Annotated in this window: 22 protein-coding genes; 15 read left to right on the top strand and 7 right to left on the bottom strand. The window is 37.0% G+C overall.

Annotated features, from left to right (window positions below; genetic code table 11):
* The first annotated feature begins 1 nt into the window (after position 1).
* Positions 2–577 (top strand): YdeI/OmpD-associated family protein, encoded by a 576-nt coding sequence (locus Q763_RS05630; RefSeq protein ID WP_035132028.1) that lies wholly within the window; start codon positions 2–4, stop codon positions 575–577.
* Between the two features lie 34 nt (positions 578–611).
* On the opposite strand, the gene yajC is transcribed toward Q763_RS05630, so the two are convergent.
* The 4 genes from yajC to Q763_RS05610 form a co-directional block, all read right to left on the bottom strand.
* A complete protein-coding gene (yajC, locus tag Q763_RS05625) occupies positions 612–884 on the bottom strand; it encodes a preprotein translocase subunit YajC (RefSeq protein WP_035132026.1) in 273 nt (90 codons plus the stop codon).
* A 13-nt stretch (positions 885–897) separates the two neighbouring features.
* Positions 898–1,368: a DUF1573 domain-containing protein gene (locus Q763_RS05620; RefSeq protein WP_084596015.1), complete on the bottom strand. Its 471-nt coding sequence runs from the start codon at positions 1,366–1,368 to the stop codon at positions 898–900.
* 24 nt (positions 1,369–1,392) lie between these two features.
* On the bottom strand, positions 1,393–2,346 hold the full coding sequence (gene nusB / locus Q763_RS05615) for a transcription antitermination factor NusB (RefSeq protein ID WP_198133440.1): 954 nt from the start codon (positions 2,344–2,346) through the stop codon (positions 1,393–1,395).
* An 88-nt stretch (positions 2,347–2,434) separates the two neighbouring features.
* Positions 2,435–3,538 (bottom strand): Glu/Leu/Phe/Val dehydrogenase dimerization domain-containing protein, encoded by a 1,104-nt coding sequence (locus Q763_RS05610; protein WP_035132025.1) that lies wholly within the window; start codon positions 3,536–3,538, stop codon positions 2,435–2,437.
* A 195-nt stretch (positions 3,539–3,733) separates the two neighbouring features.
* Between Q763_RS05610 and Q763_RS05605 the strand changes: the two genes are divergently transcribed.
* A complete protein-coding gene (locus Q763_RS05605; RefSeq protein ID WP_035132023.1) occupies positions 3,734–5,491 on the top strand; it encodes an ABC transporter ATP-binding protein in 1,758 nt (585 codons plus the stop codon).
* Positions 5,492–5,563: 72 nt separating this feature from the next.
* A complete protein-coding gene (locus Q763_RS05600; RefSeq protein WP_035132021.1) occupies positions 5,564–5,935 on the top strand; it encodes a PUR family DNA/RNA-binding protein in 372 nt (123 codons plus the stop codon).
* Positions 5,936–5,970: 35 nt separating this feature from the next.
* Here Q763_RS05600 and Q763_RS05595 read toward each other — a convergent pair whose 3' ends face one another.
* The gene (locus tag Q763_RS05595) at positions 5,971–6,303 is read right to left on the bottom strand and encodes a tRNA-binding protein (RefSeq protein ID WP_035132020.1); all 333 of its coding nucleotides are present in this window, start codon (positions 6,301–6,303) and stop codon (positions 5,971–5,973) included.
* 66 nt (positions 6,304–6,369) lie between these two features.
* Here Q763_RS05595 and Q763_RS05590 point away from each other — a divergent pair, with 66 nt between their 5' ends.
* Complete coding sequence (locus Q763_RS05590; protein ID WP_035132018.1) at positions 6,370–6,924, top strand: thioredoxin family protein; 555 nt, start codon at positions 6,370–6,372, stop codon at positions 6,922–6,924.
* A 1-nt stretch (position 6,925) separates the two neighbouring features.
* The gene (locus tag Q763_RS05585) at positions 6,926–7,312 is read left to right on the top strand and encodes a hypothetical protein (RefSeq protein WP_035132016.1); all 387 of its coding nucleotides are present in this window, start codon (positions 6,926–6,928) and stop codon (positions 7,310–7,312) included.
* Positions 7,313–7,315: 3 nt separating this feature from the next.
* Here Q763_RS05585 and Q763_RS05580 read toward each other — a convergent pair whose 3' ends face one another.
* Positions 7,316–7,858, bottom strand: coding sequence for a hypothetical protein (locus tag Q763_RS05580; protein ID WP_035132015.1), 543 nt, complete (start codon positions 7,856–7,858; stop codon positions 7,316–7,318).
* Positions 7,859–7,968: 110 nt separating this feature from the next.
* Positions 7,969–8,901, bottom strand: coding sequence for a peptidylprolyl isomerase (locus tag Q763_RS05575; RefSeq protein WP_035132008.1), 933 nt, complete (start codon positions 8,899–8,901; stop codon positions 7,969–7,971).
* Positions 8,902–9,007: 106 nt separating this feature from the next.
* On the opposite strand from Q763_RS05575, the gene Q763_RS05570 reads away from it, so the two are divergent.
* The 10 genes from Q763_RS05570 to Q763_RS05525 all read left to right on the top strand — a co-directional run bounded on the left by Q763_RS05570 (position 9,008) and on the right by Q763_RS05525 (position 20,464).
* On the top strand, positions 9,008–9,808 hold the full coding sequence (locus Q763_RS05570; protein ID WP_035132006.1) for a class I SAM-dependent methyltransferase: 801 nt from the start codon (positions 9,008–9,010) through the stop codon (positions 9,806–9,808).
* 44 nt (positions 9,809–9,852) lie between these two features.
* Positions 9,853–10,305 (top strand): DUF1569 domain-containing protein, encoded by a 453-nt coding sequence (locus Q763_RS05565; RefSeq protein ID WP_035132004.1) that lies wholly within the window; start codon positions 9,853–9,855, stop codon positions 10,303–10,305.
* Positions 10,306–10,420: 115 nt separating this feature from the next.
* On the top strand, positions 10,421–11,095 hold the full coding sequence (gene trmD, locus Q763_RS05560) for a tRNA (guanosine(37)-N1)-methyltransferase TrmD (protein ID WP_035132002.1): 675 nt from the start codon (positions 10,421–10,423) through the stop codon (positions 11,093–11,095).
* A 151-nt stretch (positions 11,096–11,246) separates the two neighbouring features.
* Positions 11,247–11,597 (top strand): 50S ribosomal protein L19, encoded by a 351-nt coding sequence (gene rplS, locus Q763_RS05555; RefSeq protein ID WP_035131999.1) that lies wholly within the window; start codon positions 11,247–11,249, stop codon positions 11,595–11,597.
* Between the two features lie 403 nt (positions 11,598–12,000).
* The gene (locus Q763_RS05550) at positions 12,001–14,226 is read left to right on the top strand and encodes an NADP-dependent isocitrate dehydrogenase (RefSeq protein WP_035131997.1); all 2,226 of its coding nucleotides are present in this window, start codon (positions 12,001–12,003) and stop codon (positions 14,224–14,226) included.
* A gap of 160 nt (positions 14,227–14,386) precedes the next feature.
* Complete coding sequence (locus Q763_RS17375) at positions 14,387–15,451, top strand: sensor histidine kinase (RefSeq protein WP_052123233.1); 1,065 nt, start codon at positions 14,387–14,389, stop codon at positions 15,449–15,451.
* Positions 15,448–16,200 (top strand): LytR/AlgR family response regulator transcription factor, encoded by a 753-nt coding sequence (locus tag Q763_RS05540; RefSeq protein ID WP_035131995.1) that lies wholly within the window; start codon positions 15,448–15,450, stop codon positions 16,198–16,200. The genes Q763_RS17375 and Q763_RS05540 overlap by 4 nt, the downstream gene beginning before the upstream one ends.
* Before the next feature lie 183 nt (positions 16,201–16,383).
* Complete coding sequence (locus Q763_RS05535) at positions 16,384–18,762, top strand: TonB-dependent receptor (RefSeq protein WP_035131993.1); 2,379 nt, start codon at positions 16,384–16,386, stop codon at positions 18,760–18,762.
* A gap of 10 nt (positions 18,763–18,772) precedes the next feature.
* Entirely contained in the window at positions 18,773–19,597 is an 825-nt protein-coding gene (locus Q763_RS05530) for a DUF4249 domain-containing protein (RefSeq protein ID WP_035131992.1), read from the top strand.
* 75 nt (positions 19,598–19,672) lie between these two features.
* Positions 19,673–20,464, top strand: coding sequence for a DUF4249 domain-containing protein (locus Q763_RS05525; protein WP_052123231.1), 792 nt, complete (start codon positions 19,673–19,675; stop codon positions 20,462–20,464).
* Positions 20,465–20,472: the final 8 nt, after the last annotated feature.

The raw sequence follows: 20,472 nt of genomic DNA, 5'->3' as shown, positions 1-20,472 counted from the left end.
TATGTCTCAAAAGAAAACATGGGATAAAACCAACCAATGGGCAGAAGAGCTTGAGCTACTTAAAAGCATTATTGTAAAAACACCCCTAACCGAAACTACAAAATGGGGTGGTATAGTTTATACTTACAATAACAAGAATATTTTGGGAATAGGTGGCTTTAAGAACTTTTTCACCATTTGGTTTTTTAAAGGTGTTTTTTTGAAAGACGAAAAAAATGTGCTTGTTAATGCAAACGAAGGTAACACCAAATCGCTAAGGCAATGGCGTTTTACCGATAAGAGTGAAGTTAACGAGAAACTGGTACTGAACTATATTAACGAAGCTATTGAAGTGGAAAAAGCCGGACTGGAAATTAAACCTGAGAAAAGGGAAACCGTTATACCGGAAGCCCTTCAACAGGAACTAGACATCAATAAGGCTTTAAAAACTGCTTTTGAGACACTAACGCCATTTAAGCAGAGAGAATATGCCGAGTTTATAGAAACAGCCAAACGGGAGGCTACAAAATTCTCACGACTGGAAAAAATAAAGCCCATGATCCTTGAGGGAATTGGGCTTAATGATAAATACAGATAAAAAAAATCCTCAGCGTAAGCTGAGGATTTTTTTATTATTGTTGTTGAACTTTCTTGCTTAACTCAAGTGAGATTGCCGAACGTTCCATTTTAAGCTTTCCTGCCATAGTTTCTATAACTACACTTGTTTCAGCAAGCTCAGCTATTTTACCATGTATTCCGCTTTTTGTTATGATCTTATCTCCAACTTTAAGCTGGCTTTCAAATTCTTTTTCCTGCTTTTGCCTTTTCTGCTGTGGGCGTATCATTAAAAAATACACTACCACAAACATTAATAATAAGGGAGCAAACTTCGAAATTTCTTCCATTTTATCTGTCTAATTAGTTTTTAGCACCTATACCTTCCGGCTTTTCAATCTCTGCTGTAAACTTAAGTACATCAGTACCGGCCTCTGTATTAGAGTGTACGTTTACAGTTTTGTTTTGCTTACCTGATTTACCATGAGAATCAAAAACAACTTTAATCTCACCAGATTCACCCGGAGCAACAGGAGTTTTAGTCCAGTCTGGAGTAGTACAACCACAACTTGGCTTAACCTGGCTTAGTACAAGCGGTGCAGCACCTTCGTTAGTAAACTTATACACATACTCCACTTTATCACCCTGCTTAATAGTACCAAAGTCGTGCTCCATAGTTTCAAACTTAATAACAGGTACCTGTCCTGCTTCTGCATGAGCTATTTCAGCCTCTTTTGCTTTATTTTCATCAATTTTAAGTGCAGCATTTTCTTTACATGAAACTGTAAAAATAAGAGACGCTATGGCTAACATAGCTGCTGATTTTTTCAACATAACTTATAATTTTTTAATTTGGTTTTACATTAAACCTCTACCGGTTTTTACTAATTTATTACTGTTTTGGTAATCCTTAATTAAGTTATCCAAAATACCGTTGATAAATATACTACTTTTTGGCGTAGAATACTCTTTAGCAATCTCAAGATACTCGTTAATTGTTACTTTAACAGGAATAGATGGGAATTTTAAGAATTCGCAAATAGCCATTTTTAATATAATGGCATCAAGCTCTGCAATACGCTCTGCATCCCAGTTAGGTGTTTTATCTGTAAATTCCTGAGACAGTTCTTTTTCATTTAAAACCGTTTTTCTAAACAGGTTTCTCACAAAATCACGATCATCAATATCCTTATATAATTTAGGAATATGTATTGCATCATACTCCTCGTCTTTAGGTTCTTTGATTTGTTTAAGCTGCTTTGCAACCATCGTATTAACTAACGGGATATCATCTACCCAGGTTAATTTATGATCTTCAAGATATTCATACAGCTTTTCGTTTGGAGCAATAACTTCGGTAAACAGGTTTACTACAAAATCCCTGTCCTGAGCAAAACTATTTTCCTCGTTGTCCATATATTCCTTATACAGCTCGCTTTCCTTAACGGCATCAAGAAGGATAAGAATATAATCGTCGTTATTTTTCCAGTTGTAAACCCTACGATCTTCAATAGCTATACTAAGCGAGTTGCTTTCTGCTAAAAGATGTAAAACTTTGTTATTGACAAACTTCCTGTTTGGGTTTCTTTCTAAGGCTGTAGCAAGGTGTTTTTTGCTTGACCTATCTAAAAACTCCTCTTCACTGTTTCTGATTTCAACCAGTGCAGAAAGCATAATAAGGTACAGATCCTGTATATTTTCTATACTCTGAAAAAGGAATTTTTCTTCCTTATCCAAACTATCTGAACCATTTTGATGCATCGCATAAATGGATTGCATCACTTTAACACGAATATGTCTTCTGTTTAACATCCGTCGTAAGAACATTTAAAAATTAGCGAAGCGAAAGAGATCTTCTTTCGCTTCGCAAAAATAGTAATATTATTTTAAGGCTATATAATTATTTAGCCATTTCTTTTTTTCTGTCGTCTATACGTTTTTGAGCGATAGTCATTGCTGCCTGGTGAGTAGTAACACCATTAGCTTCAGCAAAGTGGAAAATCTCCAGTGTAGTATTAAAGATATTTTCAGTTCTCTTCATAGCCTCAGCTTTATCATATCCGGCAATCTCTGCATATACATTGATTATACCTCCGGCGTTGATAAGGAAATCAGGAGCATAAAGAATACCTTTATCCTGAAGCATTTTTCCGTGAACGTTCTCTACAGCAAGCTGGTTGTTTGCAGCACCTGCAATTACCTTAGCTTTAAGCCTTGCAATAGTTTCATCGTTAACAGTAGCACCAAGTGCACAAGGAGCATAAATATCTACATCAGCGCTGTAAATATCGTCACCCATAAAGATTTTTGCACCATATTTAGCACCAACCTCTTCCATTCTTGCCTGATTGATATCAGATATCTGTACAAGAGCACCTTCTTTAGTAAGGTAATCAATAAGTGTTTCACCTACGTGACCTGTACCCTGTACTAATACTTTTTTACCCGCAAGGTTTTCTGAACCAAACTGATGCTTAGCAGCAGCTTTCATACCCATATAAACTCCGTAAGCAGTTACAGGCGACGGGTTACCAGACCCACCTCTTTCTTCAGAGATACCGGTAACGTGAGGAGTCACATCACGAATAAGATCCATATCAGGAGTTGTAGTTCCTACATCTTCAGCAGTGATATACTTACCGCTTAGAGAATGAACAAACTGCCCGAATCTTGTAATCATTTCAGGAGTTTTATCAAGTCTTGAATCACCAATAATAACAGCTTTACCACCACCAAGGTTTAGTCCTGAAATGGCCGACTTATACGTCATACCACGAGACAACCTCAATACGTCATTTAAAGCCTCCCATTCGTTTGCATACTTCCACATTCTCGTTCCACCAAGTGCAGGCCCTAAAACTGTATTATGAATACCAATTATTGCTTTTAAACCAGTATCTTTGTCATGACAAAAAACGATTTGTTCATGGTCATTAAAAGAAGCTTGTCCAAAAACCGGATCAACTTTTACAAGTTCGTTAGCATTAACAACTTCTGTTATCATGATATTATTTTTTAAATTGAAATTTATTCAAAAACTGGTTACAAAAATACACTTAAATTTAAGATGTAGCAAAATAAAACCTTTTTTTTAATTTTTCGATAATTAAAATAGTTTATTTTTGATAGTACCTTTTACCGGCCAAAATACAAATTTTAACAATTTTACCTAAAAATATTCTGAGTTAAAAACAGAAAAATGAAAGAACTTCAGCATTTAAACAAATACTTTATAAAATATAAATTTCAATTTCTTTTAGGAATTTTAATTACCATTTTAAGTAACATATTCTCCCTGTTTACACCCCAGTATACAGGAGCCATTATAACTGCCGTTGAGAACTATACAGGCGGCAAAATAGGTATGGACGGGGTTAAGCATGAAATATTACAAAGCGTACTTATTATTATAGGAGCAACTCTTGTAGCCGGTATCCTTACCTTTTTTATGAGACAAACTATTATTGTAATGTCACGCCACATAGAGTTCGATCTTAAAAACGAAATCTTTGAACACTACGAGAAACTATCTCAAAGCTTTTACAAAAAGAACCGTACCGGTGATTTAATGAACCGTATTAGTGAAGATGTAAACAAAGTACGCTCTTACGTTGGGCCTGCAATTATGTACAGCCTTAACACCATTATTCGCTTTATCATTATTATTACCCACATGTCAATCCTGTCGCCAGAGCTAACACTTTATACACTAATCCCGTTACCTATATTATCATATAGTATATTTAAAATTAGTGTAGAGATAAATAAGCGAAGTACACGCTATCAGGAAAACCTGTCTAAACTGGCAAGTTTCACACAGGAAATGTTTTCGGGCATCAGGGTAATAAAAGCCTATGCTCTTGAAAAACAAAAACAGGACGATTTTACCCAACTATCACGCGACAGTATGGCAAAAAATATGAGCCTGGCTAAAGTAAGTGCCATGTTTGGTCCGTTTATGATATTATTAATAGGACTAAGCAACCTTATAGTTATATATGTAGGCGGTAAACTATATATAGAAGGAACGATTGAGAACATTGGTATGATAGTAGAATTTATACTATATATAAATATGTTAACCTGGCCTGTAGCCTCTTTAGGATGGATATCCAGTATGGTACAGGAAGCCGAAGCATCCCAAAAAAGAATCAACGAATTCCTTAAAACCGAACCGGAAATCCAAAACAACAATCCGGAAAAATCGGTTATAGAAGGTAATATAGCCTTTAACAATGTAACCTTTACTTATGAAGACACTAATATAACAGCACTGAAAAACGTGTCGTTTAATATTAACAAAGGAGAAACGCTCGCCATATTAGGTAAAACGGGATCGGGAAAATCTACCATACTATCACTTATAAGCAGGCTTTACGATGTTGAACAGGGAACAATAACAATTGACAATACTAATATAAAAGAGTTAAATCTTTACGACCTGCGTAACAGCATAGGTTTTGTACCACAGGATGCCTTCCTGTTTTCAGACACTATAAAAAACAATATCAAATTTGGTGATGAAGACGCTACAGATGAAGAAGTTATTGCTGTTGCAAAAAAAGCTGTAGTACACGACAATATTGCCGCTTTTAACAAAGCCTACGAAACCATATTAGGAGAAAGAGGTATAACACTTTCGGGAGGACAAAAGCAACGTGTATCTATAGCCAGAGCAATGATTAAAGATGCCCCGGTATTACTACTGGATGACTCACTTTCGGCAGTAGATACTGAAACTGAGGAAGCTATACTTAACAACCTTATGGAGTTTTGCAGAGATAAAACCACTATTATTGTGAGCCACAGGGTATCATCTGCCAAAAATGCCGACAGGATAATTATACTTGAAGACGGTGAAATCATACAACAAGGCACTCACAATCAACTTGTAAATCAGGCCGGCTATTATAAGGAACTTTATCTTAAACAACTATCCGAAAAAGAAATAAATTAATTTGTTGGATTTTTAAGATTTTTTTTAGATTTTTGGTAGCTACATAAACCAATTAAAAAACTACGAAGGATTATGAGAGATAATGACATGCTTGAAAAGGAAGAGATTTTTTCTAAAGTTTTAAGAGCGGGAAGAAGGACTTATTTTTTTGACGTAAGAGCTACTAAAGCCGAAGATTACTACATTACAATCACTGAGAGCAAAAAATTTACTGAAGAGGACGGCTCTTTCCACTTTAAGAAACACAAAATTTATCTTTATAAAGAAGATTTTGCTGCCTTCAGAAGCATTCTGGATGAGATGACAGAATACGTTCTTGATAGCAAAGGAGAAGAAGTAATCTCTGAAAGACATCAAAAAGACTTCAAGAAAATGTTTACAGAAAAAACTCCTGAACCTGTAGGAACAGAGAGTTTTACAGATGTAAACTTCGAAGACATTTAATAAAAAAACTGCCACTTGGCAGTTTTTTTTTGTTTTTACCCTATACGCAACCCGTTTTCTACTTTAAAGTCGGGCGCCAGTAACACAATATCATTATCCGGTCCCATTGCGCCAAGCACAAGGCATTCACTCATAAATTTACCTATTTGCTTTTTAGGAAAGTTTACCACCGCTACAATTTGCCTTCCGGTTAGCTGTTCTTTCGTATAACGTTTTGTGATTTGTGCTGATGATTTTCGTATCCCTATCGTTTCACCAAAATCAATAACAAGCTGATAGGCGGGTTTTCTGGCTTCAGGAAAATCGTTCACTTCTGTAATGGTACCTACACGCATTTCTGTTTTTTCAAATTCTTCCCAGGTTAACATAGCTTTTGTATTTATTTTATTTTAAAATTTATCGTAATTTGCTAAAGTAATTTATTTCTTTCAAAAATGGCAAACACACCGTCAAACATGTTACCGCTGGGCACTATAGCCCCTGATTTTTCATTAAAAGCAACCAACTTTGATGAGAGTTACACCTTTAACGATATTAAAGGCGAAAAAGGCACACTGGTAATGTTTATATGCAACCACTGCCCTTTTGTGATTCATGTTATTGAGGAAATTATTATGATTGCAAATGATTATACCGTACAGGGAATAGGTATGGTAGCCATAAGCAGCAACGACCCGGTAAAATACCCACAGGATGCACCCGACCAAATGACAGAATTTGCGTTTAAAAACGATATTGATTTTCCTTATCTGTTTGATGAAACACAGGAAGTAGCAAAAGCTTATGACGCGGCCTGCACCCCAGATTTTTACCTTTTTGACTCCCGAAACCGACTGGTATACCGTGGTCAGCTTGACGATTCACGTCCTGGTAACAATATCCCTGTAAGCGGTAGTGACCTGCGCAATGCTATTGATGGTGTTTTATACAACCGCAATATACCCGAACCTCAAAAACCAAGTATAGGCTGTAATATTAAGTGGAGGTAAAATGAACCTTTTAAGAATAGGCTGTATAATTATTTTTATAATTGGTTCGATTGGAATAACCACTAACGTTCAAAAAAAACTTATACAATTAAACGGAAAAGAGGTAAAAGTTGCAATTACACAAAAACCTTATAAAACAGGATTTGGAAAAAGAAAAACCAGTGATTTTAAATTTGACTATCAGGGAAAAACATATACAAAAAGAGTAGAATACAAGTATAGAGACACACTGATCAATCAGCCATATATCATTTTAAAAACCAATGATGATAATTCTGTTTTTATATATCGTAAAGAAGAAATTGATAGCGAGCTAACAGCAAGCGCTCTTTTGATGATAATCAGCCTAATATGCTTTTTTAAAGCTAAAAAGACTCGTGGACAGTAAACACTACTGTTTTTCGAGCACTATTTCCAAAGGCTTATTCATTTTACGACCAAATTTCATAGCCGCGTCCCTACTTTCGTTAGAGCAAAGCACATACATATTGTATGCATAAAGCTGAATGATAACCGGTTTGTAAGTACCTGTAGTATCCTCAACCTTTACACTAAAATTATCTGCCTTGAAAGTGTTAGCTACAGATAACAGGTAATTATCTTTTGCAAAAGGAAAAAACCAACGCTCTTTAGTAGCAGTAGCTCCCTCTGCTAACCTTTTGTTGTTATCGTCTATCTTGTAGTTAAGAGAGAACTCAAGCGGCTTATTAGCATTACTCCAGCTGTACATGTTATTTACATTAATAAGATCCCTACCTAAGCTGTCTACAACCGTAACTCTTAAGTTTTTTATGTTATCTTCATTTCCCTGTTCGTGTACGTGCAACACTAAGTAAGACGTAAAGTCATACCCACAATGCATACTTGACCCCGGTATTTGTGCTTTTGCAGAAATACCAAACAATATAACAAACAGTAACAGTAGCTTTTTCATAATCATATTAATGTGTTTTACAAAAGTAATCCATATATGTATGACTTTCAAAAAGTATTCCAAATAAAAAGGCTGCCAGTAGGCAGCCTTTAATATAATGTGAGATGCTATTATTTTACATCCATTAGCTCAACATCAAAAACAAGTGTTGCATCCGGCGGGATAACACCACCTGCACCATTTGAACCGTAACCTAAGTGAGAAGGAATAACAAAACGAGCTTTATCTCCTACCTGTAGTAAAGCGATACCTTCGTCCCAACCCGAAATTACCTGCCCTATACCAAGAGTGAAAGCAATTGGGTCTTTTCTTTTGTAAGAAGAATCAAATACTCTACCATCATCAAGAGCACCTGTATAGTGTACAGAAACTGTTTTACCTTTCTCAGCTTTTTTGCCGTTACCTTTTTGAATTATTTTATAACGTAGTCCGCTTTCAGTTTTATCAAATCCGGCAGCAAGTTTTTCCATTTCTGCCTCAGCTTTTTGTTTAGCCTCTTCAATACGTTTTTCACGCGCACCTTCAAAAACTCTGAAAGCTTCAACAGCATTCCAGTTTTTAGCCTCATCACCTTCACGGATAATTTCAATGCTTTCAATTTCGTCACCCTGAGCAACAGCATCAACCACATCCTGACCTTCAACCACGTGACCGAAAACAGTATGCTTACCGTCTAACCACGGAGTTTCTACGTGAGTAATAAAGAATTGAGAACCGTTTGTACCAGGACCTGCATTTGCCATAGAAAGTACACCGGGACCACTGTGTGTAAGTTCCGGATGGAACTCATCATCAAACTGATAACCGGGACCGCCAACACCGGTACCTACCGGGCACCCTCCCTGAATCATGAAATCAGGAATAACCCTGTGAAATTTAAGTCCGTTATAATATGGTTTACCTTGTGGTTTAGCATCATTTTCAAGATTACCTTCAGCAAGACCTACAAAGTTACCTACCGTTCCCGGGGTCTTGTCATGCGTAAGTTTCACTAAAATAGAACCTTTTGGTGTATTGAATTTAGCGTAAATTCCGTTTTCCATCTGTCTTTTTGTTTTTATATGAGGGGCAAATTTACAAATTAATTACTACTAAACCTGACAACGAATTATAAGAAAAAGGTAAATTTGTAGAAACCAATTTTTTATTATGGAAATAAAAGACAACTATATCAATATAAACAAGGAGGCATGGAATAAAAAAACAACATTTCACGTAGAATCATCGTTTTATGATATGCCATCGTTTTTAAGTGGAAAGTCAACTTTAAATAGTATAGAGCTTGAATTGCTTGGGGATATTACAGGCAAAAAAATACTGCATTTACAGTGCCATTTTGGTCAGGACACCATTTCCCTTAGTCGGATGGGAGCCATAGCAACCGGTGTAGATTTTTCAGATGCTGCCATAACCAAAGCCCGCGAACTTGCAGAAACCACTGGCACTAATACCCAATTTATATGCTGTGACATATACAGCCTGCCCGACAATCTTAACGAACAATTTGATATTGTATTCACCAGTTATGGTACCATAGGCTGGCTACCTGATCTTGACAGATGGGCCAAAGTGATAAACCATTTCCTTAAACCAGGAGGTAACTTTATCATTGCTGAATTTCATCCTTTTGTATGGATGTTTGACCCGGGGTTCAGTAAAATAGATTATAGTTACTTTAACGAGGAAGCCATTATTGAAACCGAAACAGGTACTTATGCTGACAAAGCTGCCGATATGGAAACAAAAACCATATCATGGAACCACGATCTTAGTGAAGTCTTTAGCACCCTGATAAACAACAACCTTGAAATTAAAACTTTTAAAGAATACAATTACTCTCCATACGACTGTTTTAACGACATGGAAGAATTTGAGCCTAAACGTTACAGAATACCACACCTGCAAAACAAAATTCCTTTTGTTTATGCTCTAAAAGCAGTAAAAAAGTAAACTGACTTATTCTTAATTTTGAGGGTCATTAATCAAAAAACAACATGAAAAGCATTTTCAACCCAACCGATAATCACGAAATTATCGACAGAATAAATCAGCTTTCCCCTATTACACTTTCACAATGGGGTAAAATGACTGTTAGCCAAATGCTGCTGCACTGCCAGCAAATTATTAAAGTAGCACACGGTACACTGGAGCTAAAGCCTAATAAATTTCTTGTTTTCTTTTTCGGAAAATCGGCCAAGAAAAAATTATTGGAACCACAACCATTTGGAAAAGGTATGCCTACAGCAAAAGAACTTAAAGTTACACACGAACCCGATTTTGAAACCTCTAAGGCAGAATTAATCAGACTGGTAGAGACTTTCTCAAAAGAAGGACACGATTGCATAAAGAATATGAAACATCCTTTTTTTGGAGAAATGACCTTTGAGGAATGGGACATACTGCAATACAAACACCTTGATCATCACCTTAAACAGTTTGGTGTATAAATGTAATAATAAGACAGTGGCTTAATGTAGTAATTATTGTAGCTTCGGTAATTTCGCTTTACTTTTGCACCCTCATTGGTACATTAAACCACTGGTTCATTTAAAAATTAGTAAAATGCGCATCGATATTATCACTGTATTACCCGAGCTTTTAAGGAGTCCGTTTGAAGCTTCAATACTAAAAAGAGCTATAGATAAAGGACTTGTAGAAGTACACCTGCACAACCTGAGGGATTACAGCACTAACAAACACAAAAATGTAGACGACTACCAGTTTGGCGGTGGCGCCGGTATGGTTATGATGATCGAACCTATTGATGCCTGCATTACTAAACTGAAAAGTGAAAGAGAATATGACGAAGTTATATACATGACTCCCGATGGCGAAACCCTTAATCAGGGAATGGCAAACCAAATGTCTATGCTTAAAAACATTATTATTCTTTGCGGACATTATAAAGGTGTAGATCAGCGTGTGCGCGATCATTTTATTACCAAAGAGATTTCCATAGGCGACTTTGTACTTTCGGGTGGTGAACTTGCTGCTGCCGTTGTTGCCGACTCTATTATCAGGCTTATACCGGGAGTATTGAGCAATGAAACATCGGCACTTACCGATAGTTTTCAGGACAACCTGCTTTCCCCTCCTATTTACACACGCCCTGCCGAATACAAAGGCTGGAAAGTACCCGATGTACTTTTAAGCGGTAATTTTTCTAAAATTGACCAGTGGAGAGAGGACAAAGCACTGGAGCATACCAAAAATAGAAGACCCGATTTACTTGAATAGCAAACACTTACAAGCTTAAAATTTATATTTAATTTAAGATCAAAATATTTCTGTGTATTAAAAAAATATTTATATTTGCAGCCAATTTCGGACCAACCTCTGGCGATACCCGTGCATGTTGCTCTGATTCAAACGTTTAAATTAAAAAATCATGTCTGATTTAGTAAAATTCGTTCAGGACGAGTTCGTAACAAAAAAAGATTTCCCTGAGTTCAATTCAGGAGACACAATCACTGTGTACTACGAAATTAAAGAGGGTGAAAAAACAAGAACACAGTTCTTTAAAGGTGTTGTTATCCAAAAAAGAGGTGCTGGTATCACTCAAACTTTCACTATCCGTAAAATGTCTGGTTCAGTAGGTGTAGAGCGTATCTTCCCTGTTAACATGCCTGCATTACAAAAAATCGAAGTTAACCAAAGAGGTAAAGTTAGAAGAGCACGTATATTCTACTTTAGAGACCTTACTGGTAAAAAAGCAAAAATCAAAGAGAGAAGAAGATAATTTCTTTGAAGAGCTACATAATAGAATCCCTGTGTTTTACACGGGGATTTTTTTTGCTCAAATTTTAAATAATTATGCGTGCACCCTATTTAATTATTTAATGCTTTTAATATTACAAAAAGGCATTACTTAGGCATGTCAACACTAAAAGCAGAGTCATAAAAAACAACCTGCTAAACAATAAATGTTTGGGATTCAATCATTTTTTTAAAGTTTACAAAAGGTGAATTAAGTTAGTTTTTGCTATATTTGCGAGCCTTGATATTAAAAGGAATACGACTTTCGTATACAAATACACTCCTTTTAATGAACCGGCTTCACATAATATAGATTAACTCATTAATAATTAACCTTTCGGCTTCACGAGGTAAAGCCGTAGGGCGCTTTTAAAAAACGTAAAAAAATGTCAAAAACATCTAGGATTATTTACACAATAACCGATGAGGCTCCAATGCTGGCCACCCACTCTTTCCTTCCTATCGTTCAGTCATTCGCTGCTCCGGCAGGAATTGAAGTTGAAACAAGAGACATTTCACTTGCGGGAAGAATTCTTGCTAATTTCCCTGAAAACCTTACTGCCGATCAAAAAATAGGTGACGCACTAAGCGAACTTGGAGAACTTGCTAAAACTCCTGAAGCTAACATTATAAAATTACCAAACATTTCTGCTTCTGTTCCTCAGCTTAAAGCTGCAATTAAAGAACTTAAAGCTCAGGGGTACAACGTACCGGAATATCCTGAAGAGGCTAAAACAGATGCTGAAAAAGAAATAAAAGCACGTTATGCTAAAGTACTGGGTTCTGCAGTTAACCCTGTACTACGTGAAGGTAACTCTGACCGTAGAGCTCCAAAAGCAGTTAAAAACTACGCTAAGGCTCATCCACACTCAATGGGAGCATGGAGCGGAGATTCTAAAACTAACGTTGCAAGCATGACAGAAGGTGATTTTTACGGAAGTGAGAAATCAGTTACTGTAAAAGACGCTACTGATGTAAGAATCGAATTTGTGGCTAACGACGGTACTGCAACTGTACTTAAGCCAAGTACTCCGCTTAAAGCAGGAGAAATAATTGACTGTTCTGCACTTAACCTTAACAAACTTAAGGCTTTCGTTTCAGAACAGGTAGAGATTGCTAAACAACAGGGGGTATTATTCTCTGTTCACCTTAAAGCTACGATGATGAAGGTTTCAGACCCTATCATTTTCGGTGCTATCGTAGAAGTATTCTTTAAAGATGTATTCGCTAAATATGCTGCTTTATTTGAAGAGCTTGGTGTAGATACAAGAAACGGTTTAGGTGATGTTTATGCTAAAATTGCAGGCCACGCTCAGGAAGCTGAAGTTAAGGCTGCTATTGAGGCAGTATATCAAAACGGTCCTGCTATCGCAATGGTAAACTCTGATCAGGGGATTACTAACCTTCACGTCCCTTCAGACGTAATCGTAGATGCTTCTATGCCGGCTATGATTCGTACCTCAGGACAAATGTGGAATGCAGCAGGTAAACAACAGGATACCCTTGCTATTATACCGGACAGAAGTTACTCTGGTATATATACAGCTACTATTGAAGACTGTAAAGCTAACGGTGCATTTAACCCTTCGACTATGGGTAGCGTACCAAACGTTGGTCTTATGGCTCAAAAAGCAGAAGAGTATGGTTCTCACGATAAAACATTCCAGCTTTCTGCAAACGGTGTTGTTAAGGTTGTAGACAACAACAACGGTACCGTTTACATGGAACAGAATGTTGAGGCTGGTGACATTTTCAGAATGTGCCAAACTAAAGATGCTCCTATCCAGGACTGGGTTAAACTTGCTGTAAACCGTGCAAGACTATCTGAAACTCCTGCAGTATTCTGGTTAGACGAAAACAGAGCACACGATGTTCAGATTATCGAAAAAGTAAAAACATACCTTAAAGACCATGATACTAACGGTCTTGAAATCCATATTATGAACCCTATTGAGGCTACTAAATTCTCTTTAGAGAGAATCAGAAAAGGTCTTGATACTATCTCTGTAACCGGTAACGTACTACGTGACTACCTTACTGACCTGTTCCCTATCCTTGAGCTTGGAACATCAGCTAAGATGCTTTCTATCGTTCCGTTAATGAATGGTGGTGGTTTATTTGAAACAGGTGCAGGAGGTTCTGCTCCTAAACACGTTCAGCAGTTTGTTGAAGAAGGATACCTTCGTTGGGATTCACTTGGTGAGTTCTTAGCGCTTGGTGTTTCTTTTGAACACTTAGGTCAAACTCAAAACAACGCTAAAGCTATCGTACTTTCTGAAGCTCTTGATGTTGCTAACGAGAAATTCCTTGAAAACGACAAGTCTCCTGCACGTAAAGTAGGACAGATTGATAACCGTGGTTCTCACTTCTACCTAGCACTTTACTGGGCTCAGGCTCTTGCAGGTCAGGATAAGGATGCAGAACTTAAAGCTAAATTTACTCCGATTGCAGAAGAACTTACTGCTAACGAAGCTAAAATTAACGATGAGTTAATTGGTGCTCAGGGTAAAGCTCAGGAAATAGGAGGTTACTACCACCCTGATTTTGCTAAAACAGACAACGCAATGCGTCCAAGCCAAACGTTAAACGCTATATTAGCGAAACTGGCTTAATACAAGCATTTACTATAATTAAAAAGCTGCCCTAACCGGCAGCTTTTTTTATACGCCTAAACCTATAAATTCAACACTTCAGCTACTTTTTAAGCCGGTTCAGAAAAAATAACTTTGTCATTCATTACAGGCACTCTATTTTTGAAACAATATTAAAATAATGAGCCCTAACACAAATAAATACCTGACTTATAAAATCATAGCCCGAATTATAGTACTTGTACTTTTCGGGCTTATTTTCAAATCGTTCGATTTGTCATTTATAAAGGATAACCCTGATTATAATACACGCTCTCTTGTATTTGTAACAATGTATGTTATAGTGGGGTTCCTTATATGGGAAGGTGCTATTAGGATAGCAAAATTTACAGAACGTAAATTAAGCCAATCCGGTAATCGTAAAAAACTAATTGTACTTTGCTCCGTTTTTTTACTATATGGTGTTATAGCTGCATTCGCTTTTGGTTTTATATATGCTGTAACTGATATTTTCTTTTTTAACCGTTATGAAGCCTGGGACAGTTTTACTTTACCAAGTTACGATCTCATCTTTGGAAGTTTTCTGTTCTATTTTCTGATACTCGCTTTTAACGGAATCATTTTTTATTACAGGCAATGGCGGGAAAACCTGCTGCATACTGAAAGACTGATGCGTGAAAATACAGAAGCAAAATATGAAGCCCTAAGAAACCAGATTGATCCGCATTTCTTTTTTAATTCACTTAGTGTATTAACAAACCTTGTTTATAAGGACCCTGATATTGCAGCCGATTATATAACACAGCTTGCCAAAACTTACCGCTATATACTCGATAAGAAATTTGAAAACATGGTTATTTTAGAAACCGAATTAAATTTCCTTGAATCCTATCTGTTTCTTATCAACATAAGGCATCAAAATAGTATTAATATTGAGATAGATCTTGATGATGATATTATTAAAAAATGTCTTATTGCTCCCGCTACCCTACAAATGTTATTTGAAAACGCTATAAAGCATACCCGATTCTCTTTGACATCCCCGCTTTTTATCTCTTTAAAACGAGAGAATAACTGGCTTATTGTTAAAAACAATCTCTGTAAAAAACAAAACTCAGAAGCCTCTTCGGGACTGGGACTGGAGAATATTAAAAAACGTTATGAGCTAATAGGAAACAACAGCATTATTATCTGTGAAACTAATGATTCGTTTATTGTAAAAATACCTGTAATACTGCCTTTATGAATATCGTAATTTTTGAAGATGAAAAACATAATGCCGAAAGGCTGGAACAATTACTGCTAAAAACAGGAAAAAACATCAATGTAGTAGCTGTTATTCCCTCTGTCGCTGAAGGATTAAAATGGTTGGATAATGGTGGTACTGCCGATTTGGTTTTAATGGACATACAATTATCTGACGGAAACTGCTTTGAACTGATTGAAAAAACAAACCTGAATCTTCCTGTCATATTCACCACAGCTTACGATAACTTTACGCTCAAAGCCTTTAAAGTTAATAGTATTGACTATTTAATGAAGCCTATAGATCTTAACGAACTAAAGACAGCTATCAATAAATTTGAACAGCTTAGATCTCCTATGGCTATGGATATCAATAAAATTGCCCATGCCTTTTTTAAAAGAGACACTGCAAGGTTACTGGTAAAAATCAACAACCAGTTTATTTACATAAAATCTCAGGAAATAGCCTATATACAGGTTTCAGAAAGCATACCTTATGTGTACACCTTTAATAATCAAAAATTCCCTCTGGATTATACATTAGATTATTTGGTAAACATACTGGACCAACATAATTTTTTCAGGATCAACAGGCAGTTTATGGTAAACATAGATGCCATTCAAAAAATAAGCGGTTATTTTAACAGCAGACTAATATTAAAACTCGAACCGCCAGCTAATGATAGTGTTATTGTTAGCCGGGAGAAAGTAACTTCTTTTAAAAATTGGCTGGAAGGAAATATAATGTAAAGGGTTTAAAAAAATGTAAAGCATGTAACAAAATACAATTTCAAACGTCTGTTAGACGTTATCAATCCAAATATTAAAGAATAATAAAGGGATTATACTTTTTCCCGAGAATAATTTACCTTTATCATAATTTAGTATTCGAATTTTGCTAAAAAGAAAACAACAACTCAATCAATCAAAACAATGAACATTATTACCCAAAGATGCCTCACGGCCATCTTACTATTGTTTGCTGCTGTAGGTTTTTCCCAGGAAAAATATACGCTCAGCGGAACAATCTCAGACATGAGCAGCAGTGAAACCCTTATTGGAGCTACCGTTTACATTGTAGAAACCCAAACTGCTATCTCAACTAACGAATATGGTTTCTTTTCCATATCACTACCGGAAGGTACTTACACCATCGAAATTAGTTATGTAAGTTTTTCCACTATTACCGAGACCGTAAACCTGAACCAAAACATCAGGAAAAACTACGAACTCTCATCATCAAGCCAGGAACTTAGCGAAATTGTAATTTCAGACAATCAGCCTAGGGCTAACATCAAAAAACCTGAAATGAGTGTTAACAAACTCTCTGTACAGGAAATTAAGAAAATGCCTGTGGTTATGGGTGAAGTAGACGTTTTAAAATCCATACTTACCCTACCCGGGGTTACCAATGCCGGAGAGGGCTCATCGGGCTTTAACGTGCGTGGTGGCGCTGCCGATCAAAACCTTATATTACTGGATGAGGCAACTATATTTAACTCCTCACACCTTTTCGGTTTCTTTTCGGTATTCAATTCAGATGCCATAAAAGACCTTAAACTGTACAAAGGCGGAATCCCGGCACGTTACGGCGGCAGGTTATCATCGGTACTGGATATATACCAGAAAGAAGGTAACAAAAACGAATTCCATATGAATGGTGGTATAGGCGCTATTTCCAGCCGTTTACTGGCCGAAGGTCCGCTTGTAAAAGGCAAAGGTTCTTTCCTTATAGGTGGTAGAGCCTCTTATGCTCACCTTTTCCTTAAACTTACAGATAACGATAACTCGGCTTATTTTTATGACCTAAATACCAAGTTAAGCTATCAGTTAAATGAAAACAACAACCTGTACCTTTCAGGGTACTTTGGGCGTGACCTTTTTGACATCAGCAACAGCTTTAATAATGTATATGGCAACACGGTACTTAACCTGAGATGGAACCACCTGTTTAACGAAAAGCTGTTCTCTAATGCTTCTTTAATCTACAGTGATTATTACTATGGGCTGGAGCTTGGTTTTGTAGGCTTTACATGGGAATCGGGGATTAAAAACTACAATTTCAAATACGACTTTAAGAACTATATTTCAGACAAGTTTAAGCTAAACTATGGTGTTAATGCCGTTTACTACGATTTTAACCCGGGTACTATTAAACCTATTGACGAAACCTCAACGGTTAACCCCGATCAGTTAGACCGAAAATACGCTTTTGAGCCTGCCGCCTACATTGAGGCAGAACACGAGCTTACCGATAATATTACCGTTAGTTATGGATTGCGTTACAGCATGTTCTACAGGATGGGACAACAGGAAGTAACGCTTTACGCTAACGACCAGCCTGTAGTGTTTAACGACGAACTTAAAATATATGAGAAAGGTGAAATTACAGGTATCGAATATTACAGCAGCGGTAAAACCATTGCCGATTTTAGCAACCTGGAGCCAAGAGCAGGTGTTTCCTTTAAACTCGATGACAATCAGTCTATAAAAGCCAGCTATAACAGGATGGCACAATACCTTCACTTAATTTCTAACACTGCATCCCCTACTCCGCTGGATATATGGACGCCAAGTGGTAAGTACATTAAACCTCAGTTATTGGATCAGGTAGCATTAGGATACTTCAGAAACTTTAAGAACAACGAGTATACTCTAGAAGCCGAAACCTTTTACAAAAAAGTAAAAAACAGGGTTGATTATATTGACGGAGCCGACCTTATTGCCAACAACAATATTGAGCAGGTTATACTTAACGGTAAAGCCCGTTCATACGGACTTGAAGTCCTTTTCAGGAAAAACACAGGTAAGCTAACAGGGTGGGTTTCTTATACTCTTTCGAGATCTGAACAGCAAACACCGGGCAGGACACCTAATGAAACAGGCATTAACAATGGCGGATGGTATCTTTCGGGCTACGATAAACTACATAACCTTTCGGTTACAGGGTCTTACGAGTACAACAACAAATGGTCGTTTGGGGCAATTTTCGCATTACAGTCAGGCAAGCCTGTTACCTATCCAAACGGACAGTACGTTTATGGTGATTTAGTAATCCCTAGCTACGGATTAAGAAATGAAAACAGGGTTCCGGCATACCACCACCTGGATGTATCGGCTACCTATACCCCAAAACCCGATAAGAAAAAAGGATGGCAGGGCGAATGGGTATTTAGTATCTACAACCTGTACAACAGGATGAATGCCGCTTCCATAAACTTTAGGCAAAACGAAGATACCGGAGCTAACGAGGCAGTTAGGCTTTCCATTTTCGGTATAATACCAAGTGTTACCTATAACTTTAAATTCTAAGACAATCATCATGAAAAATATAAAATTCCTACTATTATTATTTACTGCTTCGCTGGCTTTTACAGGTTGTGAAGATGTAATTGAAGTAGACCTTGATACAGCAGAACCGAGGCTGGTTATTGATGCCTCAATAGAATGGATAAAAGGTACTGACGGAAGTAACCAAACCATAAGACTAACCACAACAACGGGGTATTATGAACCGGAAATCCCTGTAGTATCGGGTGCTACGGTATTTGTTACTAACAATACATCGGGTGCAGTATTTACTTTTAACGAAGTACCAAACACCGGTAATTATGTGTGTACTGATTTTATTCCTGTTATTAATGATGAGTATTCCCTTACCGTAATTAATGACGGAGAAACGTATACCGCTACCGAAAAACTATTTGCCGTTCCCGAAATCTCTAATGTGATACAGGATGACGAAGGGGGTGTTTTAGGCGATGAGATTGAAGTGCGTTTCTTTTGGCAGGACAACGGTGCCGAAGTTAACTACTATATGGCCCGTTTTGATATAGATGTACTGCCTTACCCTGATTATGATGCACTGGATGATGAATTTTTCCAAGGGAATGAAATGTTTGCTTTTATTAGCCATGAAGATCTTAAAGCAGGTGATATTGTACACTTTAAGCTTGGCGGTACTTCCGAAAGATTCTTTAATTATCTTATGCAGCTTACAAATGTTGCTGAGCCGGGTGGCGGTCCGTTCCAAACTCCTCCTACCTCAGTACGCGGTAATCTGGTAAACGAAACCAATATAGATAACTATGCCTATGGTTATTTTCGCGTTACTGAAGTAGACATTATGGAGTATACCGTACAATAATTACTTTATTTTTGTGTTAGGTTGTAAGCGAACCTCCACAAAATGAGAAAAATATACTATTTATCACTCGTCTTCATGAGCCTTTTTTTAACGGCTTGCGAAGACGTTGTTGATTTAGATATACCCAATTCTCCGCCCCGCCTTGTGGTCGATGCTTCAATAGTCTGGATAAAAGGATATACTGGGCAACATCAAACCATTCGGCTTACCACTACTACAGGTTTTTACGATACCATTATACCTACCGTAAAGGGCGCTAAGGTTTATGTAAAAAACAGTAATAACGATGTATATAACTTTACTGAGTCTGATAACATACAAAGAACAGGACAGTATGTTTGTGATAACTTCCAGCCTGCCATAAACGAAACGTATACACTCTATATTGAACTGAACGGAGAAACCTATACCGCAACCGAAACTCTTATTAGTGTGCCTCAACTGGAGGAAGTAATACAAAGCGATGAGGGATTTAATGAAGGAGACACTACTTTAAGGGCTTACTTTCAGGATCCTCCTGATGAGGAAAATTACTATCTGCACAGTTTTATAAGGGCTAATAAAGGATCTAACGATGCTATTTTTGACGATGAATTCGTTAATGGGAATTATACTTACACAATTCGTTTGTATGATGATTTACAGCCAAATGAAGAAATGATAATTTACCTGTATGGCATTTCTCCGCGCTATTACAACTATATGAGTAAGTTACTGAGCCTAATTCCACCCGATACTCCAAACCCTTTTCAAACACCTCCTATTAGTGTGAGGGGCAATATTGTAAACCAAACCAACCCCGATAATTATCCTTTGGGTTATTTCAGGCTTAGTGAAGCTTCTTTTATTGAGTATACAGTACAATAAAGTTTGTA

Origin of the sequence: Flavobacterium beibuense F44-8 (assembly GCF_000769915.1) — a bacterium.
In the GTDB taxonomy this organism is placed as follows: domain Bacteria; phylum Bacteroidota; class Bacteroidia; order Flavobacteriales; family Flavobacteriaceae; genus Flavobacterium; species Flavobacterium beibuense.
Note: the sequence above shows the minus strand (reverse complement) of the source record. Positions and strands in the feature narration are given on the sequence as shown.